This window comes from Streptomyces sp. NPDC004111, assembly GCF_042874215.1.
GTDB lineage: Bacteria > Actinomycetota > Actinomycetes > Streptomycetales > Streptomycetaceae > Streptomyces.
The window spans coordinates 32,463-48,226 of the sequence record NZ_JBIAMU010000014.1; the positions used below are offsets into that span (position 1 = coordinate 32,463).

Annotated in this window: 15 protein-coding genes and 1 pseudogene; 7 read left to right on the forward strand and 9 right to left on the reverse strand. The window is 70.7% G+C overall.

The genetic code is table 11. From position 1 onward, the window contains the following. The first annotated feature begins 3 nt into the window (after positions 1–3). Both ACFYVL_RS26075 and ACFYVL_RS26080 read left to right on the forward strand, forming a co-directional pair. Entirely contained in the window at positions 4–591 is a 588-nt protein-coding gene (locus ACFYVL_RS26075; protein ID WP_389248822.1) for a dihydrofolate reductase family protein, read from the forward strand. A gap of 87 nt (positions 592–678) precedes the next feature. Beyond that, positions 679–1,428: a DUF6304 family protein gene (locus ACFYVL_RS26080; protein ID WP_389248824.1), complete on the forward strand. Its 750-nt coding sequence runs from the start codon at positions 679–681 to the stop codon at positions 1,426–1,428. Between the two features lie 149 nt (positions 1,429–1,577). Here the strand turns inward: ACFYVL_RS26080 and snpA are convergent, their stop codons facing one another. Beyond that, positions 1,578–2,240, reverse strand: a complete 663-nt coding sequence (gene snpA / locus ACFYVL_RS26085; protein ID WP_389248825.1) for a snapalysin — start codon at positions 2,238–2,240, stop codon at positions 1,578–1,580. 759 nt (positions 2,241–2,999) lie between these two features. Between snpA and ACFYVL_RS26090 the strand changes: the two genes are divergently transcribed. Further along, positions 3,000–3,962 (forward strand): LysR family transcriptional regulator, encoded by a 963-nt coding sequence (locus tag ACFYVL_RS26090; protein ID WP_389248827.1) that lies wholly within the window; start codon positions 3,000–3,002, stop codon positions 3,960–3,962. 167 nt (positions 3,963–4,129) lie between these two features. Here the strand turns inward: ACFYVL_RS26090 and ACFYVL_RS26095 are convergent, their stop codons facing one another. The 3 genes from ACFYVL_RS26095 to ACFYVL_RS26105 all read right to left on the reverse strand — a co-directional run bounded on the left by ACFYVL_RS26095 (position 4,130) and on the right by ACFYVL_RS26105 (position 7,055). Beyond that, complete coding sequence (locus ACFYVL_RS26095; protein WP_389248829.1) at positions 4,130–4,471, reverse strand: hypothetical protein; 342 nt, start codon at positions 4,469–4,471, stop codon at positions 4,130–4,132. A 99-nt stretch (positions 4,472–4,570) separates the two neighbouring features. Continuing rightward, entirely contained in the window at positions 4,571–6,163 is a 1,593-nt protein-coding gene (locus ACFYVL_RS26100) for a DUF2079 domain-containing protein (protein WP_389248831.1), read from the reverse strand. A 112-nt stretch (positions 6,164–6,275) separates the two neighbouring features. Beyond that, complete coding sequence (locus ACFYVL_RS26105; RefSeq protein ID WP_389248833.1) at positions 6,276–7,055, reverse strand: AraC family transcriptional regulator; 780 nt, start codon at positions 7,053–7,055, stop codon at positions 6,276–6,278. 139 nt (positions 7,056–7,194) lie between these two features. On the opposite strand from ACFYVL_RS26105, the gene ACFYVL_RS26110 reads away from it, so the two are divergent. Together ACFYVL_RS26110 and ACFYVL_RS26115 are read left to right on the forward strand one after the other, a co-directional pair. Beyond that, positions 7,195–8,640, forward strand: a complete 1,446-nt coding sequence (locus ACFYVL_RS26110; RefSeq protein ID WP_389248835.1) for an MFS transporter — start codon at positions 7,195–7,197, stop codon at positions 8,638–8,640. 977 nt (positions 8,641–9,617) lie between these two features. After that, positions 9,618–10,144, forward strand: a pseudogene (locus tag ACFYVL_RS26115) (tyrosine-type recombinase/integrase); the annotation flags it as partial. Positions 10,145–10,151: 7 nt separating this feature from the next. On the opposite strand, the gene sodN reads toward ACFYVL_RS26115, so the two are convergent. Then, positions 10,152–10,547 carry a superoxide dismutase, Ni gene (gene sodN / locus ACFYVL_RS26120; protein ID WP_389249210.1) on the reverse strand — a complete coding sequence of 132 codons (396 nt, stop codon included), beginning with the start codon at positions 10,545–10,547 and terminating at the stop codon, positions 10,152–10,154. A 154-nt stretch (positions 10,548–10,701) separates the two neighbouring features. Between sodN and sodX the strand changes: the two genes are divergently transcribed. After that, entirely contained in the window at positions 10,702–11,172 is a 471-nt protein-coding gene (sodX, locus tag ACFYVL_RS26125; protein WP_389249212.1) for a nickel-type superoxide dismutase maturation protease, read from the forward strand. Here sodX and ACFYVL_RS26130 read toward each other — a convergent pair. Beyond that, positions 11,076–11,705, reverse strand: coding sequence for a CGNR zinc finger domain-containing protein (locus ACFYVL_RS26130; RefSeq protein ID WP_389248837.1), 630 nt, complete (start codon positions 11,703–11,705; stop codon positions 11,076–11,078). The genes sodX and ACFYVL_RS26130 overlap by 97 nt on opposite strands. 92 nt (positions 11,706–11,797) lie before the next feature. Between ACFYVL_RS26130 and ACFYVL_RS26135 the strand changes: the two genes are divergently transcribed. Continuing rightward, entirely contained in the window at positions 11,798–12,559 is a 762-nt protein-coding gene (locus tag ACFYVL_RS26135; RefSeq protein WP_389248839.1) for a class I SAM-dependent methyltransferase, read from the forward strand. A 69-nt stretch (positions 12,560–12,628) separates the two neighbouring features. On the opposite strand, the gene ACFYVL_RS26140 is transcribed toward ACFYVL_RS26135, so the two are convergent. The 3 genes from ACFYVL_RS26140 to ACFYVL_RS26150 all read right to left on the reverse strand — a co-directional run bounded on the left by ACFYVL_RS26140 (position 12,629) and on the right by ACFYVL_RS26150 (position 15,442). Next, entirely contained in the window at positions 12,629–13,390 is a 762-nt protein-coding gene (locus ACFYVL_RS26140; protein WP_389248841.1) for an amino acid ABC transporter ATP-binding protein, read from the reverse strand. Continuing rightward, a complete protein-coding gene (locus ACFYVL_RS26145) occupies positions 13,387–14,361 on the reverse strand; it encodes an amino acid ABC transporter permease (RefSeq protein WP_389248843.1) in 975 nt (324 codons plus the stop codon). Before ACFYVL_RS26145 ends, ACFYVL_RS26140 begins: the two co-directional genes overlap by 4 nt. A 115-nt stretch (positions 14,362–14,476) precedes the next feature. Then, positions 14,477–15,442: an ABC transporter substrate-binding protein gene (locus tag ACFYVL_RS26150; RefSeq protein ID WP_389248845.1), complete on the reverse strand. Its 966-nt coding sequence runs from the start codon at positions 15,440–15,442 to the stop codon at positions 14,477–14,479. Between the last annotated feature and the right edge of the window lie 322 nt (positions 15,443–15,764).

Here is a 15,764-nt window from a genome sequence, read left to right on the forward strand (position 1 = left end):
GCCTTGCGCAAGCTGACCTACTACATCGCCTCCTCCCTCGACGGCTTCATCGGCGAGCCGGACACGGGCGACGGAGCGTTCTTCGAGAAGTTCGCGACCGGCGAGTTCCACCGGTTCATGTTCGACGAGTTCGCCGACACCCTGCCCACCTTCGCCCGCAAGCACCTCGGCATCGACGACCGGCCGCTGACCCGGTTCGACACCGTCGTCCAGGGCCGCCGGAGCAACCAGGTGGCCTACGACCAGGGCGTCACCAGCCCGTACGCGCACCTGCGCCAGTACGTCGCCACCCGCACCCTCACCGAGTACCCCGACCCCGCCGTCGAACTGATCCGGGACGATCTGGTCGGAAAGGTGCGGGAGCTGAAGGCGGAGGACGGTGAACTCGGCATCTACCTCTGCGGCGGCGGCGAGATCGCCGGACAGCTCGCCGACGAGATCGACGAGCTGATCATCAAGACGTACCCGGTCCTCGTGGGCTCCGGCGTCCCCATGGCGTCGGCCGGATTCGCCCTGCGCCAGTACGAGTTGGCCGAGTGCCGGACCTTCGACAACGGTGCGATCGTCGCGACGTACCGCAAGAAGCGGTGACCCCGTGCCGGGACGGCCGCCGCGAGTCCCTCCCCGCGGTGGCCGTCCTTGATCGGCGCCCCTCGCCGACGCGTTAAAGTCCCGCCCATGACAGGAGAGTCATGGGTCGGCTGGTACCGCGATCGCACCGGTACCCAAGCCCTCACCATCAGCACCGACGGGCACCACCTGCACGCCCGTATCAGGGACGTGGAGTTCACCGGCGCGAGCTTCGACGCGCTGCTGCCGTCGGAGGAACCGCCGCCGGACGGAACCGGCTTCACCCTCACAGGCGAGGGCGCGCTGTGCGGCTGCGTCCTGGAGTGGGACATACCGATGCCGGTGTACGACGACGGGACGGTGCACCGGGCCGCCCTGCGCTGCCTGCTCACCCTCGGCCGCCCCGACCCGGCCGGCGGGCCCGACCGCACACACCTCGGCCTCGCCCTGCACTTCGACGGCGCGCTGTACGAGTCCGGGCACGCGTCCGGCGACTTCGAGGGGGCGCTCGCCGACATCCAGCGGCAGCTCCCGGCGGGCTCCTACCTCAAGTCCTGCCTCTCGTGCGCCTTCTCCGACTACTTCCCGGCCGCCGGGATTCCGCTGCTCGGCGGGCTCGGCTGCTTCCGCGACGCCAAGGACGAGTACCGCGCGGCCGAGGGCAAGGACGGCGTGCTCCAGGTGTGGGACCGCAGTTCCGGCTTCGTTCAGGAGACGCACCGCTGCCCGGACTTCGAGCGCCGCCCGGACGGAGAACGGGGCACCGGCCACCGCGGCCCCTTCCCGCCGCCGCAGGTCGAACTGATCCACGTACAGGGCGACTTCAAGCCACCGCAGACGGCGGCCTCGGCCGGCTGACACCACGGGCCCGCACCGCGGGCGGCACCCGCGCGGGCACCCGTGCCGGCACAAGTACGGGCACCCCTCCACCGCTCCGGTGAGCGGCGAAGGGGTGCCCGTGGTGAGGCCGTGCGGGTGGTGCGGGTGGTGCGGGGAAGCGCGGCGGATCAGCGCGCGGCGTTCACCACGCCGGTGAGGCCGTTGGCCCACAGCTGGTTGACGCGGGCACGCTCCTGCGCGTTCGGGTTGGCGTTCTGGCAGGAGGTGCCGGGGCCGCCGCCCGACATCAGCTCGCTGCACGGGCCGGAGTAGTGGTCGGGAAGACCGAGCACGTGACCGGTCTCGTGGGCGGTGACGCGGGTGGAGTTGTACTGCTGGTTCTGCCGGTAGTCCAGGAAGATGTAGCCGCGGCCGTGGCCGTCGGTGCTGGCGTACGAACCGCGCGAGTCATTGCCCTCGCGGTACGAGAAGCTGGCGCCCGACGTGCTCTCCTGGAGCTTCACATTGGTGACCGAGCTGTTCCAGATCTGCGTGGAGCGGGCTATCTGGGTGCGGAAGGTCGGTGCGCTGGAGGCGTTGTAGCGCACGGTGACGACCTGGATTCCCGGGTTCGCGGCCCGCTGCTTGGCGACCTCCTTCCACACGGCCTGCTGGAAGGCCTTGGTCGCCGCGGCGTTCTCCTGCGACTGCTGGTACGCGGAGACGGAGGCGTACGAGGAGACCGGCGCGGAGGCGGACTGTGCGGGGGCGGCGCTGGCGACGGGCGCGGCGGCGACCGCGGCGAGGCCGAGTCCGAGAGCGGCGGCGAGGAGGGTGCGGGGGTGTCTCATGTGGGGGTGTCTCCCTAGCTGGTCCGTTGTCCGGTGGGTCCGGGCGGGGATGGGGACGTGCGAGTGGGACTGGGGAGAGTGTGGGGGAGGGCCGGGCGGCTGCGGATGATGTCAACCGGTGATAGCGCGGTCGTATCCCCCCGGTGAAGGGGCCCTGAAGGGCGCGCCAACTCCGTTCGTACGAGGCTGGGTTCGGCTATTGCGCGCCCACGTCGCGCCGGACTCCCCGCGCCCCGCCGAACACCCCCGCGGTGCCGGTCCGCACGCCCTCTCCGGGTCCGCCCCGCGCCCTGTGCGGTGTCGGTCCGCACGCGCCCTGTGGTGCCGGTCCGCGAACCCTCTACGGTGCCGCCTCGCGAACCCCCTGCGGTGCCGGTCCGCACGCCCTCTCCGGGTTCGCCCCGCGCCCTGTGCGGTGCCGGTCCGCACGCGCCCTGCGGTGCCGCCCCGCGAACCCTCTGCGGTGCCGGGCCGCACGCCGTCTCTGGTGCCGCCCCGCGTGCCCTGTGCGGTGCCGGTCTGCACGTGCCCTGCGGTGCCGCCCCGCGCACCCCCTGCGGTGCCGGGCCCTGCCCGTGGACCGTGCCGGTCCGCATCCCGGGACGGTGCCGTCGCTGTCACCGTGACCCGCGTGTCCGCTTCCGTGCTGGTCCGGGCAGGTACGGTCCCGGTGACCGCCGGACGAAATCCGGCCACTTGGCTCTCCCGCGCACCGGCGTCATCTGGTGCCTCCGGGGGGCCCGCTCTACCCTCTGCCCCATGGAGCTCGAAGTGAGACACCTTCGTGCACTGTGCGCGATAGCCGACGCGGGCAGCCTGCACAAGGCGGCGCGCGTGCTCGGCATGAGTCAGCCGTCCCTGACCACCCAGCTGCGCCGCATCGAGAACTCCCTCGGCGCCGAACTCTTCTCCCGCCGCCGCACCGGCTGCCGCCCCACCCCGCTCGGCCAGTCCCTCCTCAGCCGGGCCCGCCCGCTCGTGGACGGGATGAGCACACTGATCGCGGAGACCCGCGCCGAGGCCGCCCTGAGCGCCCAGGAGGGCCCCGCCCTGCGCATCGGCTCCACCGCGAGCCGGGTCGTGGCCGGCTGGCTGCGAAGACTCCGCCTCGGCCTCCCGGAAACCGACACCACGCTCCACGTCGACGTCTCCGCGAACGCGCTGCTGCGGATGGTGGCGGAGGGTTCCCTGGACGTGGCGTTCGTCCACGAGGTCGAGGGCTGCCCGCTGCACCTGCCGCCTGGCCTGGAGATCCGGGTGCTCCTGGACCGGGAGCCCCAGTTCGTCTCGCTGGCCGTCGACCACCCGGCGGCGTCCGCCCCCGTGGTCGACCTCGCCGACCTGGCCACCGACCGCTGGATGGTCGACCCCAGCGTCGACGGCGAACGCGACGGCCTGCGCCGGGTGTTGGCCGCAGCGGGACTCAACCCGCCGCTCCTGCACGGCGATTACCTCACCGCTTCGTCCCTCATCGTCATAGGGGAAGCGGTCGCCCCCTGCCAGCCCACCTCGGGCCCCCGCGACGACATGGCCATCCGCCCCCTGCGCGACGACCCGCTGGGCGTCCGCCTGCTGCTGGCCGCCCGCCCCGGATTGGCCGAATTCCCCCTGCTGTACGCCGACTTGGAGACCGCGTACCGGGACGCGGCACTGCGGGCGGCGGGCTACCGGGAGTGGCTGCGCCGCACGGGCAGCCCGCTGCTGGAGACGGCACCGGCCTGAAACCCCCGGCGGGCGCGCCCCGGGCGGATGGCAAACGAAAAGGGCCCCGCCGCGACGGGGGAGCGCGGCGGGACCCTCGCACACTCGCGTGCCCCGGGAGCGGACGGGTATGCGCGGTGCGGTCCAACTTCTTTTCGGCGGTCGGTGATTACCCCCGTGAACTGGGACTATCCGTCCGTCTCGGAGTCCTTGTGGCCTTCCAGGATGTCGTTGATGACATTGGCCTTGCGAACCGCGTCCGCGTACTCCTGACCGTACTGGTCCTTCGAAAGCCGGTCGCAGGAAGCCGGTTTGGCGACTTCCTGCTCGGCGTCCTTCCGCTTGCGCAGCTCCTTGCCGAGAGCGTCGGCACACGCCTGGGCGGCGGGGCTCTTCTTCTCCGGGCTGGGAGCGGGGCTGGGCGTGAAGGCACTGCCGACTTCGGCGGGCGGAGCGGGAGTTTCAGCGGAACAGGCGGTTGCCAGGGCGGCCAGAAGGAGAGCCGCGACAGCGGTACGTGGGGTGCGCATGGGGGAGATTCTGCCTGCGGGAACACCGTTTGTACTTCGGTTGATCATCCTTGACGAGGCTGTGGCCGGGTTGTGATGGAACGGGGCGCTCCGGGGGCGTCAGGGCTCGCGCAGCAGGGTGATTCCGTCCTGCGAGGTGACCTCGACGTAGCCGTGCTCGCGGTAGAGCCGGAGCATCCGCTCGGTGCGGGCCGTCGGGCAGGGGACCTTGACCGTCGGGTCGGTACTGTCCACCACCACCCACTGCGGCGGATCGGCAGGCAGGGCGGTCGGGTTCGCGGGGTCGGGGCCGGTTCCGTAACAGACCAGGCTGACCGTGGTGCGCGAAGTGAGCATCGGGGCGAGGCGGTTGGAGGAGGCCACCGTGTCGCCGTCCGGGATGCGGTCGAGGATCTCGCGGGCGACGGTGACATGGCGCGGGGTCTGCCAGGCCGACGGCAGAACCAGGTCGTGCAGCGGGTAGACCGCCGCGGTGACGGCGGTGAAAGCGGCCGAGAAGGCGAGCGCACGGCGCCTGCGCCGGCCGCCGAGGAGGTCCTTGCGGCGGCTCAGTACGTCCACGAAACCGGCGAAGAGCACCGGCATCAGCAGGGCGCTGTAGTGGAACCCGGGCTGCCAGTAGTGCTCGTTGCCCGCCACGAACCGCCAGCCCAGCGTCGGCACGCACAGCAGCACGAGCGGCGAACGCACCCCGAAGAAGGCGACCGGCGCCGCCAGCATGAGCAGCAGCAGCCATTTCATCGGCGGCCAGAAGAGCCCGAGCGCGAGCTGGAGCACATTCCCGGACCCCGAGACTTCGTCGCCCGGTATCTGGTTCCAATAGGCGAATGCGCCGCTGGGATTCATCGCCGGGAGCAGCACGAGCATTTCCACCGCGGTTCCCGCCGCACCGAGCACGACGACACCGATTCCCAGCGAAAGACGGGACCGTGTTCCGTCCGGCTCCCGTTCCCCGGCCCGTGCTGTCCTCCGCTCCTTGCGCCGCGCACGCCGGTCCAGGAGGGCCTGGAGGGCGATGTACGCGCCGACGGCGGCGAAGGTCAGCCCGAGGTCCTCCTTGACGAGCAGCAGCGGGGCCGCCCAGAGCGCACCCGCCCACCAGCGCCGCTGCGCCAGCGCGGTCGCGCTGAACGCCAGCAGCGGCACCGCGAAGGCTATTTCGTGGAAGTCCTTGGCCGCCGCCGAGACGATTCCCCAGGAGGCGCCGACCCCGCACCCCACCACCAGCGCGGCGACGGGCCCCACCGCGCGGTGCGCCCACCGGGTCAGCGGGTAGCAGGCCAGCGCCAGCAGCGCCGACTGCACGACGAGCAGGGTGACACCGCTGGGGAACAGCCGGTAGAAGGGGGCGACCAGCGCGAGGATCGGGTGGAAGTGGTCGCCGAGGAGGTTGAAGCCGGGGCCCTTCAGCTCGACGACCGGGGCCTCGCCCCGCGCGTACGCGGCGATGGCCTGCTCGAAGATGCCGAGGTCGAATCCGGCGTTGAGCATCCGGTTGTTGCGGAGAATCGCGACCGCGGAATACAGCACGAAGAAGAGAACGGTCAGGGACCAGGCGAGCGCGCGGGGGCCCGGAAGGCGCTTTCGCAGTACGGATATCCGGTCGTTCGGTGTACGGCCGACCGCCCACGAGGGTATTCGTGCGGCCCGCGCACCGCTTTCCCGTACCGCTGCTGCCACCGTTGTCTCCATCTGGTTCTCCGCCGTGTCCCGCCCGGCGGTCAACGTACGGCGGGGCCCGAAAGGTTTCCAAGTTCCCCGGGGCACGCTACGGCGGCCGGATTCCCGGCCCGGCGGCGGGCCGTCATTCCGGCGGCGGGCCCCCGAGATAGCGCCCCGGCGACGTGCCGACCACCCGCCGGAACGCGGCGAGGAACGAGCTGGCCGTCGCGTACCCGACGGCGTGCGCCACCCGGGAGACGGGCTGCCCCTCGGCGAGCGGGCCGAGCGCCGCCCGCAGCCGGGCGTGGGTGCGCCACCGGTCGAAGCTCATCCCGGTGTCCCGTACGAACAGCCTGCTCAGGGTGCGCCTGCTCACCCCGACCGCCCGCGCGTGCGCCTCCAGGCCGCGCGGGTCCGACGGGTCGGCGAGCAGGGCGTCGGCCACCGCCCGCACCCGCTCGTCGACGGGACGCGGCACCATGACCGGTGTGCTCGGCAGCGGACGCAGCACATCCAGGACGACGCCTTCGGCGCGCAGCCGCGCGGCCTCGGTGAGGTCTTCGCGGCCGAGGTACTCGACGAGCCGGGCGAGCAGCCCGTCCACCCCGACCGGCGTGGGCTCCGCCCAGTCCCGTACCGGCAGGGCGGTGCGCTCCGGCTCGAAGTACAGACTGCACAGCACCGCGTCGCGGGTCGCACCCGTCCGGTGCACGACCCCGGCCGGCAGCCACAGCGCCCGGGTCGGCGGCAGCACCCAGTAGGCGTCACCGACCACGACCCCGAGCACTCCGCGCCGCGCCCACGCCAGCTGGTGCTGCGGGTGGCTGTGCGGAACGAACCACTGGCCGGTCGCCAGCGGAAAGGTCCCGACGACGATGGCGCCGACGCCGGGAGGGACGGGGCCGTGCAGTACCGCGGTCATGCGGGCGACCCTACGCGCGGGCGCGGGCTCCCGACCGGCCCCGGCGGCGCCCGGTCGCGGACGGCCGTGTCCCCAACCCGCTATTGCCCGGCCCCGTAGCGGATCGCGGCCGGACCGGACGGGCGCCTAGCGTCGGCACATGACCATCCCCTCCTCAACCACCCCGCCCACCAGACCAGTTGGGCAGCCGTACGGCCGCCGCAACGCGGCACTCGTCGTGCTGTGCCTCGTCCAGTTCATGCTCGTGCTCGACGACAACGTCGTGAACGTCGCGCTCCCCGCCATCCGTGACGAACTCGGCTTCTCCGCGAGCGGACTGAGCTGGGTCGTCAACGCCTACTTCCTGGCCTTCGGCGGGCTGCTGCTCCTGTTCGGCCGGGCGGCCGACCTGTTCGGCCGGCGGCGGGTCTTCCTGAGCGGGGTGGCGCTGTTCGGCGCGGCGAGCCTGCTGTGCGGACTGGCGCAGGAGCCCTGGCAGTTGGTCACGGGGCGCTTCGTGCAGGGGGCGGGATCGGCCATGGCGAGCCCCGCCGCGCTCGCCCTGATCGCCCTGCTCTTCCCCGGCCCCGGCGAACGCGCCAGGGCCTTCGGCATCTGGGGCGGCATCGCGGCCCTGGGCGGCACGACGGGCCTGGTCGTCTCGGGGGCGCTGACCGGACTCGCCTCCTGGCGCTGGATCTTCCTGATCAACCTGCCGGTCGTGCTCGCCGCCGTACTCCTGCTTCCCCGGCTGGTCCCGGAGAGCCGGGCCGCCCGCCCGGTCCCGCTAGACGTGCCGGGCGCGGTGCTCGGCACCGGGGCCCTGGTGTCCCTGGTGTACGGCCTGCTGCACAGCGCGGAGTCGAGCTGGGGCGACCCGGGCACCCTCGTCCCGCTGGTCCTGTCCGCACTCCTGGCGGCCGTCTTCGTGGCCGTCGAGTCGCGCACCGCGGCCCCCCTGGTCCCGCTGTCCTTCCTCGCCCACCGGACCCGGGCGGTGGCGGGCGCGGCCACGCTGCTCTTCTCGGCCGCGATGTACGCGATGGCGTTCCTGCTGATGGTGCACCTCCAGACGGTGCTGGGATACCGCCCGCTCGCGGCGGGCCTCGCCTATCTCCCGTACGGCTGCGGAATCCTCGCGGGCATGTGGCTCTCCGCCCGCGCGGTCGCCCGGTTCGGCACCCGCCGGGCCCTGACCCTCGCGATCCTCCTCACCGCGGCGGGCCTCCTCCTGCTCGCCACCATCGACGCGGGGGACGCCTACCCGACCGGGGTCCTTCCCGGCCTGCTCGTCACGTCGCTCGGCTGCGGCCTGAGCCTGCCCGCGCTGACGGTCGCGGCCCTGACGGACACCACCCAGGAGGACGCCGGGCTGGGCTCCGCCCTCCTCAACTCGGTCCAGCAACTCGGCGGGGCGCTGGGCCTGGCCACCCTGATCACCCTCGCCGCGCACCGTGCCACCCCGACGGCGGGCTTCTCGTACGCCCTGACGGCCGCCGCGGTCCTCCTCGCGGCCTCGGCCCTGCTGCCCGCGACCCTCCTGCGCCCCACCCCCCGCCTGACGGGGCGGCACCCGCACACAAAGACCGCACCCGGTCCGCCGTGAACGCCTAATTCGGCGTCCTGCGGACTGTGTGCGGACTGGGTGAGGAGACACGTGGCCAGGCTCGCGGTGGCTGACGTCAGCTTTCAAGCGAGAGGTTCTGCAGGGTAGACCGTGCTGTGTGAAACGCGCCCCTGTTGACCCGATACCAGGCTGGTGCGATCTCGTCGCGCTCGCGCGCCGTCCCCGCTGCCGTGTCCGTGGTGAAAACGGCTACTTCCTGGTCGGAGTCCGGAGCGTCGGAAGGCGGAAGATCAGCCTGCCGGCGACCGTCAGATCCTGCTCGACCGCGACCAGCGACGACTCCTCCTTTGTCCCCGGGAGGTGAGTTGGTCCGTCAGATACCGCAGGCGCTGCTGGACAGGGCTCAGTGATGATTGCGGTTGCCCATCAAGGCCCACGGGAAAGCGAATCCCACCACTGCGGCAGCGACGGCCCCTATCGCGGCGGACAGGGCAACAGTCCAATCCACTCCAGAACCCACAAGCCTTGCTGTCCCGGCGGCCGTCGCGCCCAGAATTCCGGCCAACGCCGCTCCCCGGATGCGCAGTTGAATGGTCGGGGCACTCTTCTTGATCACTGCTGCTCCCGGGCTGATCTAGCGCTGTGGGGCGCGCGAGCCGCACGCCCCACAGCAACGATGTACTACTCTGCCGAGGCCGTAACTGACTGCGCGGTCGCCTGCGGCGCCACCCATGAAGCCGTTGACGAAGGCGTCCTTTCGGCCGCCGGCATCTCCGCCGCCGAGAGCTGATCCGGTCGCTCCTCCGGAACCAGAGCCCAAGCCGACCAGGACCGCAGCGACGACGAGGCATCCGCTGCCAGCGGGCACGGCACAGAATGCTCCGGTCGCAACAGCACCCAGCACGGCACCTATGGATGCACCCAGCGTCTCGGTGAAGTCCGAGAAGCCCCATAGCCCGCTGGGGTCGATCATGTTGGTGGGGTCGCCGGAAGCGTACAGATACGGGTTGGCCTCCAGCGGGCGCAACGTCTACGACGTACTCGTACGCCTGATGACGGCAGCCGTCGACGGCAAGGCGATCTCCGTAACACCCTGTCGTCGGACCACCCTTCCTGTACCGGCGGACGAGAAGAACACCGCGTCCACCGTCGCGCAGGTGGAGGCGATGGTCGAGGTAGAAAGCCGCTCAACGACCGACGGTGGAAGACGGAGTGGAACTGCGCCCGCAGGGCACTCCAGGCGGCGGAGAAAGAGGCGGCCGAGCGTGAGGATCGCAAGCCCGTCGAGCTGCCGCACATGGTGACCCACGACCTGCGGCACTTCTTCGCCTCCGCGCTATTCGCGGGCGGGGTGTGCGTCAAGCAGGTGCAGATGGTCCTCGGTCACGCGTCCGCCGTCATCACGCTGCGGATCTACGCACACCTGTGGCCGGGCGAAGAAGACCGCACCCGCTCCGTCATGGACGCCGTGCTCGGCGGCCTGCGGACCGGGTGCGGACAGGTAAGCGATCTGACTGGCGAAACCGCAGGTCAGACAGGCTGACCAGAGATCAAGCCTTCTTGGTCTCCCAGAAGATGCGGTCGATCTCGGCGATCAGCTCGAGGGCCTTCTCGCCGGTCTTCGGGTCCGTCGAGCCCTTGGCGGCCGACAGGGCCTTCAGGGTGTCGTTGACCAGCTGGTGCAGCTGCGGGTACTTCTCGAAGTGCGGGGGCTTGAAGTAGTCGCTCCACAGCACCGAGACGTGGTGCTTGGCGAGCTCCGCGCGCTGCTCCTTGATGACGACGGCGCGCGCCTGGAAGTGCGCGTCGTCGTTCGCGGCCATCTTCTCCTGGACGGCCTTGACCGACTCGGCCTCGATACGGGCCTGGGCCGGGTCGTACACGCCGCAGGGGAGGTCGCAGTGGGCGCTGACCTTGACCTTGGGGGCGAACAGGCGGGAGAGCATGTGCATCGCATCCTTCCTCGTGATCGTCTTCTCAAGGGGGAGATTACTCCGTGAGGAAGGGCTTTTCGCGAGTGCCCCTATGGGCTTACGTCAAAAGTCCCGGGTCACTATGGGACCAGGGGGCGGTGCGAACAGGAAGCGGGAGGTGCCGCAGATGACGGAGAGCGGGCGGGCGCGGGACGGGCTGGAGCAGCGGGAGCCGCCGCCCCCGGGGCAGGAGGCCGGGGCGCTGCTGGGGATCGCCGAGGTGATGGGCCATTCGATGGTGCCCACGCTGCTGCACCGGGACCGGGCACTGGTCCACTACGGCGCCCAGGTCCGGCCGGGTGACGTGGTGATCATGCGGCACCCGTTGCAGCAGGACCTGCTGGTCGTGAAGCGGGTCGTCGAGCGCAGGGAAGGGGGGTGGTGGGTGCTCGGGGACAATCCGGACGCCGAGGTGGTCGACTCGCGGGCGTTCGGCGCCGTACCGCCCTCGCTGGTGCTCGGGCGGGTGCGGGCGCGGTACCGGCCGGTGCAGGCGGGGCGTCAGCGGTCGGTGGCGACGGTGCTGTCCTGGCTGGTCTCGGCGGTGCGGCCGGTGCTGGCCGACCGTTCCGTCTCCAGGCGCTTGCGGGCACGGTAGGCGGCCACGTTGGCGCGGGTGGCGCAGCGGTCCGAGCAGTAGCGGCGCGAGCGGTTGGTGGAGGTGTCCAGATAGGCGTTGCGGCACGGCGGCGCCTGGCACAGGCCCAGCCGTTCGGCGCCGTGCTCGGTGAGGTGGAACGCCAGCCCCATCGAGGCGATGGCCGCGAAACCCGCGGTCGCGTTCGAGGGGTGGTCGGCGAGGTGCATGTGCCAGTCCGGGCGGCCGTCGTCCTTGCGGGTCTCGTGTCCGGAGATCTGCGGGCTCACCGGGAATTCGAGCAGGAGCGAGTTGAGCAGGTCGACGGAGAGGGTCTCGTCGCCGGTGTCCGCCGCCTCGAAGACCGCGCGCAGCCGGGCCCGTACCGAACGGAAGCGGGTCACGTCCGCGTCGGTCGCGCGCCGTGCCGCCTGCTGGTTGGCGCCGAACAGGTCGCGCACGGCCTCCACCGTGGTGAGGGCGTCCTTGTTGCGGGCGGGCTCCTCGCTGTTCACCAGTCGTACGGCATAGTCCGCGTAATAGGCCAGTTCCACTTGTAGTCCTTACTGGGGCGGTCTAGTCTCGGCGCGAGCGTCTAGTAATGGGCGGTTATCGGTCGAGGGTATTACGAGAGTGGGTGGATTCCATGGCGGAAGCGGTGGGCGCTGCGGACTGGGCCGGGTGGCAGGCCGGCTGGGACCGGCAGCAGGAGTGGTACATGCCCGACCGGGAGGAGCGGTTCCGGGTCATGCTCGACATGGTCGAGGCATTCGTGGGGACCGAGGCCCGGGTGCTGGACCTCGCGTGCGGTACGGGAAGTATCACGGGCAGGCTGCTCCGGCGGTTCCCGGCGGCCACGAGTACCGGTGTCGACCTCGACCCGGCGCTGCTGACCATCGCGCGCGGCACCTTCGAGGGCGACGGGCGGGTGGAGTTCGTGACCGCCGACCTGATGGACCCGCAGTGGCGCTCCAAGCTCCCGTACGACAGCTACGACGCGGTGCTGACCGCCACCGCCCTGCACTGGCTGAGGCTGGGACCGCTCGCCACGCTGTACGCGCAGCTCGGTGAACTGGTGCGCGAGGGCGGGGTGTTCATGAACGCGGACCGGATGAAGGACACCACGACGCCCCGTATCAACGCCGCCGAGCGGGCGTTGCGGCACGCGGGGATGGAGCGGGCGAGGACGGACGGCGCGGTGGACTGGGCCCAGTGGTGGCAACTGGCCGCCGCCGACCCGCTGCTGGCCGCGCCGACCGCCGAGCGGTTCGAGATCTTCGGCGAGCACGCGGACGGCGAGACCCCTTCGGCGGAGTGGCACACGGCGACGCTGCGGGCGGCCGGCTTCGCGGAGGCCCGCGCGGTGTGGTCGTCGCCCTCGGACTCGCTGGTGCTGGCCGTCAAGTAGGCCGACGGGAGGGCGGATACGCGTGGGGGGCGGTACGGAGATCCGTACCGCCCCCCACGCACGCACCGGCTACAGCACCTTCGAGAGGAACGACTTCGTGCGGTCGTGCTGCGGATTGGTCAGCACGTCCCGCGGGTGACCCGCCTCGACGACGACGCCCTCGTCCATGAAGACCAGGGAGTCCCCGACCTCCCGGGCGAAGCCCATCTCGTGGGTCACGACGATCATCGTCATGCCGTCCTCGGCCAGCGAGCGCATCACGTCCAGGACGTCGCCCACCAGCTCGGGGTCGAGCGCCGAGGTCGGCTCGTCGAAGAGCATCAGCTTCGGCTCCATCGCCAGCGCCCGCGCGATGGCCACGCGCTGCTGCTGGCCGCCGGAGAGCTGGGAGGGGTAGTTGGACGCCTTGTCGCCGAGGCCGACCCGGTCCAGGAGCCGGCCGGCCCGCTCCCGGGCACCGGCCTTGTTCTCGCCCTTGACCTGGACGGGCGCCTCCATGACGTTCTCCAGCGCCGTCATGTGCGGGAAGAGGTTGAAGCGCTGGAAGACCATGCCGATGTCCCGGCGCTGGAGGGCGACCTCGCTGTCCTTCAGCTCGTACAGCTTGTCGCCCCGCTGCCGGTAGCCGACCAGCTGGCCGTCGACCGAGAGGCGGCCCGCGTTGATCTTCTCCAGGTGGTTGATGCACCGCAGGAAGGTGGACTTGCCGGAGCCGGAGGGTCCGACGAGGCAGAACACCTCACCGGTGGCGACCTCCAGGTTGATGCCCTTGAGGACCTCTACGTGGCCGAACGACTTGTGGACGTTCTCGGCCTTGACCATCGTGCTCATCGGGTCCTCCCGCTGCCGCTGATGTTGAGCAGGTTCGCCTTGACCTTCTGCCAGGGGGTGGCGGGCAGCGAGCGCAGCGAACCCCGGGCGTACCGCCGCTCCAGGTAGAACTGGAAGACGGTGAACACGCTGGTCATGACCAGGTACCAGATCGCGGCGACGAAGAACATCTCCATCACGGCGTACGACGTCGAACCGATCGCCGACGTCGAGCGCAGCAGTTCGTTGTACGTCACCGCGTACACCAGCGCCGAGGTCTTCAGCATGTTGATGAACTCGTTGCCGGTCGGCGGCACGATCACCCGCATCGCCTGCGGGATCACGATCCGGCGCAGCGTCTTGGCCTGGCTCATGCCGAGCGCCTGGGAGGCCTCGGTCTGGCCCTCGTCGACGGCCAGCAGACCGGCGCGGCAGATCTCCGCCATGTACGCGGCCTCGTTCAGGCCGAGGCCCAGCAGCGCGCACAGGAACGGGGTCATCACGTCGGTCATCTCGTCCTTGTAGATCGGACCGAGATTGAGGACGGGGAAGATCAGGGCCAGGTTGAACCACAGCAGCAGCTGGAGGTAGACCGGCGTGCCGCGGAAGAACCAGATGTAGAGCCAGGCGACACCGCTGGTCACCGGGTTCTTGGAGAGCCGCATCACGGCCAGCACGATGCCGAGCAGGACGCCCATCACCATGGCCAGCACGCTGATCAGCAGGGTGCGTCCGGCGCCCGCGACGACCGTGTCGTCGAAGAGCTTGTCGGTGACGGCGCTCCACTGGATGTCGCCCTGCGAGAACGAGTACCCGAGCAGGAGCAGCAGCGCGATCACGATCACGCCGCTGATCCAGCGCCCGTAGTGGCGCACCGGGATGGCCTTGATGGTCTCGGCGGGCCCGGACGGCGGGATCACCGTCGTCGAGGCCGGGGCCGGGGAGCCGCCGGGAGTGGCGTCGGCGGGCTCCTTGCTGAACTTCTCAGTCATGACGACTGCCCTTCGGTGATGCTCGGAGGTACGGCGCGGCCGGCGCCCGCCAGGGGCGCGGGGCACAGGTGCCCCGCGCGGCGGTGCGCCGTCGTGCCGACCCGGGGGAGACCGGTCACTTGCCGCCGTTGATGGCCGAGGCGTCGATCGCGCCGGTCTGGGCGCCCCACTTCTCCAGCACCTTCTTGTAGGAGCCGTCCTTCATGATCGCGTCGAGGGCTTCCTTCACCGCGTCGCGCAGCTTGGTGTTCTTCTTGTCGACGGCGATGCCGAACGGGCCCGCCTCGAACTGCTCGCCGACGACCTCGAATGTCGAGCCGTTGCCCGCCTTGCGGGCCAGGTCGGCCGCCACCGGGTAGTCGTTGACACCGGCCGCCACACCGCCGGACCGCACCCGGGTCTGGGCCTCGGTGTCGTTCTCGAAGGACTTGATGTCGACGGCCTTCTTGCCGCCGTCGGTGCACTTCTTGGACTGCGTCTTCAGGGCGGTCTCGTAGGTGGTGCCCATCTGCACCGCGACCTGCTTGCCGCACAGGTCGTCGAAGGACTTGATGCCCTGCGGGTTGCCCTTCTTGACGTAGACGGCGGTACCGGCCACGAAGTAGTCGACGAAGTCGACGCCCTGGCCGAGCTTCTTGCCCTTGTCGTCCAGGCCCTCCTGGCGGGCCTTGGTGTCCGTGATGGAGGACATCGCCAGGTCGTAGCGGCCGGTGTTGACACCGGTGATCAGGGTGTCGAACTTGGCGTCGGTGAACTTGACCTTGACGCCCAGCTTCTTCGCCAGCTCGGTGGCGATGTCCGGGTCCACACCGATGATCTCGCTGCCCTGCTTGGACTCCATCGGGGCGTACTCGGCGTTGGTGCCGATCTCCAGCGTGCCCTTCTTCTGGATCGCCTCGGGGAGCTTGGCGAAGAGCGCGTTGCCGCTGCTCGCCTTGTCGCCGCCGCCGCTCTTGCTGTCGTCGGCGGCACCGGTCTGGTCGCCGCAGCCGGTGAGAACCAGTGCTCCGGCGACCGCGAGCGCGCCGACCGCGGCTATCCGGGAACGAGCGGCCGTGCGGCGGGGGGTGCGTGCGGTCATGGGGGTCCTCCGGCAGATGAGGGTGTGACGTACGGGGCGCCCGGGGCACTTTTTCCGGGCTTTTCGCCCGGTTCCTCCGGGCTGGGCGCGACGGTCGAGCACGCGGCTCTGGGTGGCACGACCGGGGCACGACCAGGTGTGATGACGGCATCTTGCCATTCGGACCCGTTCATTAAGGGCGCCGGTCATGTCAAAATCAGATAACGGGTGATCCCCGTTCCCTTGTAGGCCGGTACATCAAGGCCGGACCTTCTGCGGGGAGTTGGTGACACGGCAGGAAAATCTGCGGTTCGTCTCGCGATGTGGATGCGTCTCAAGTCGC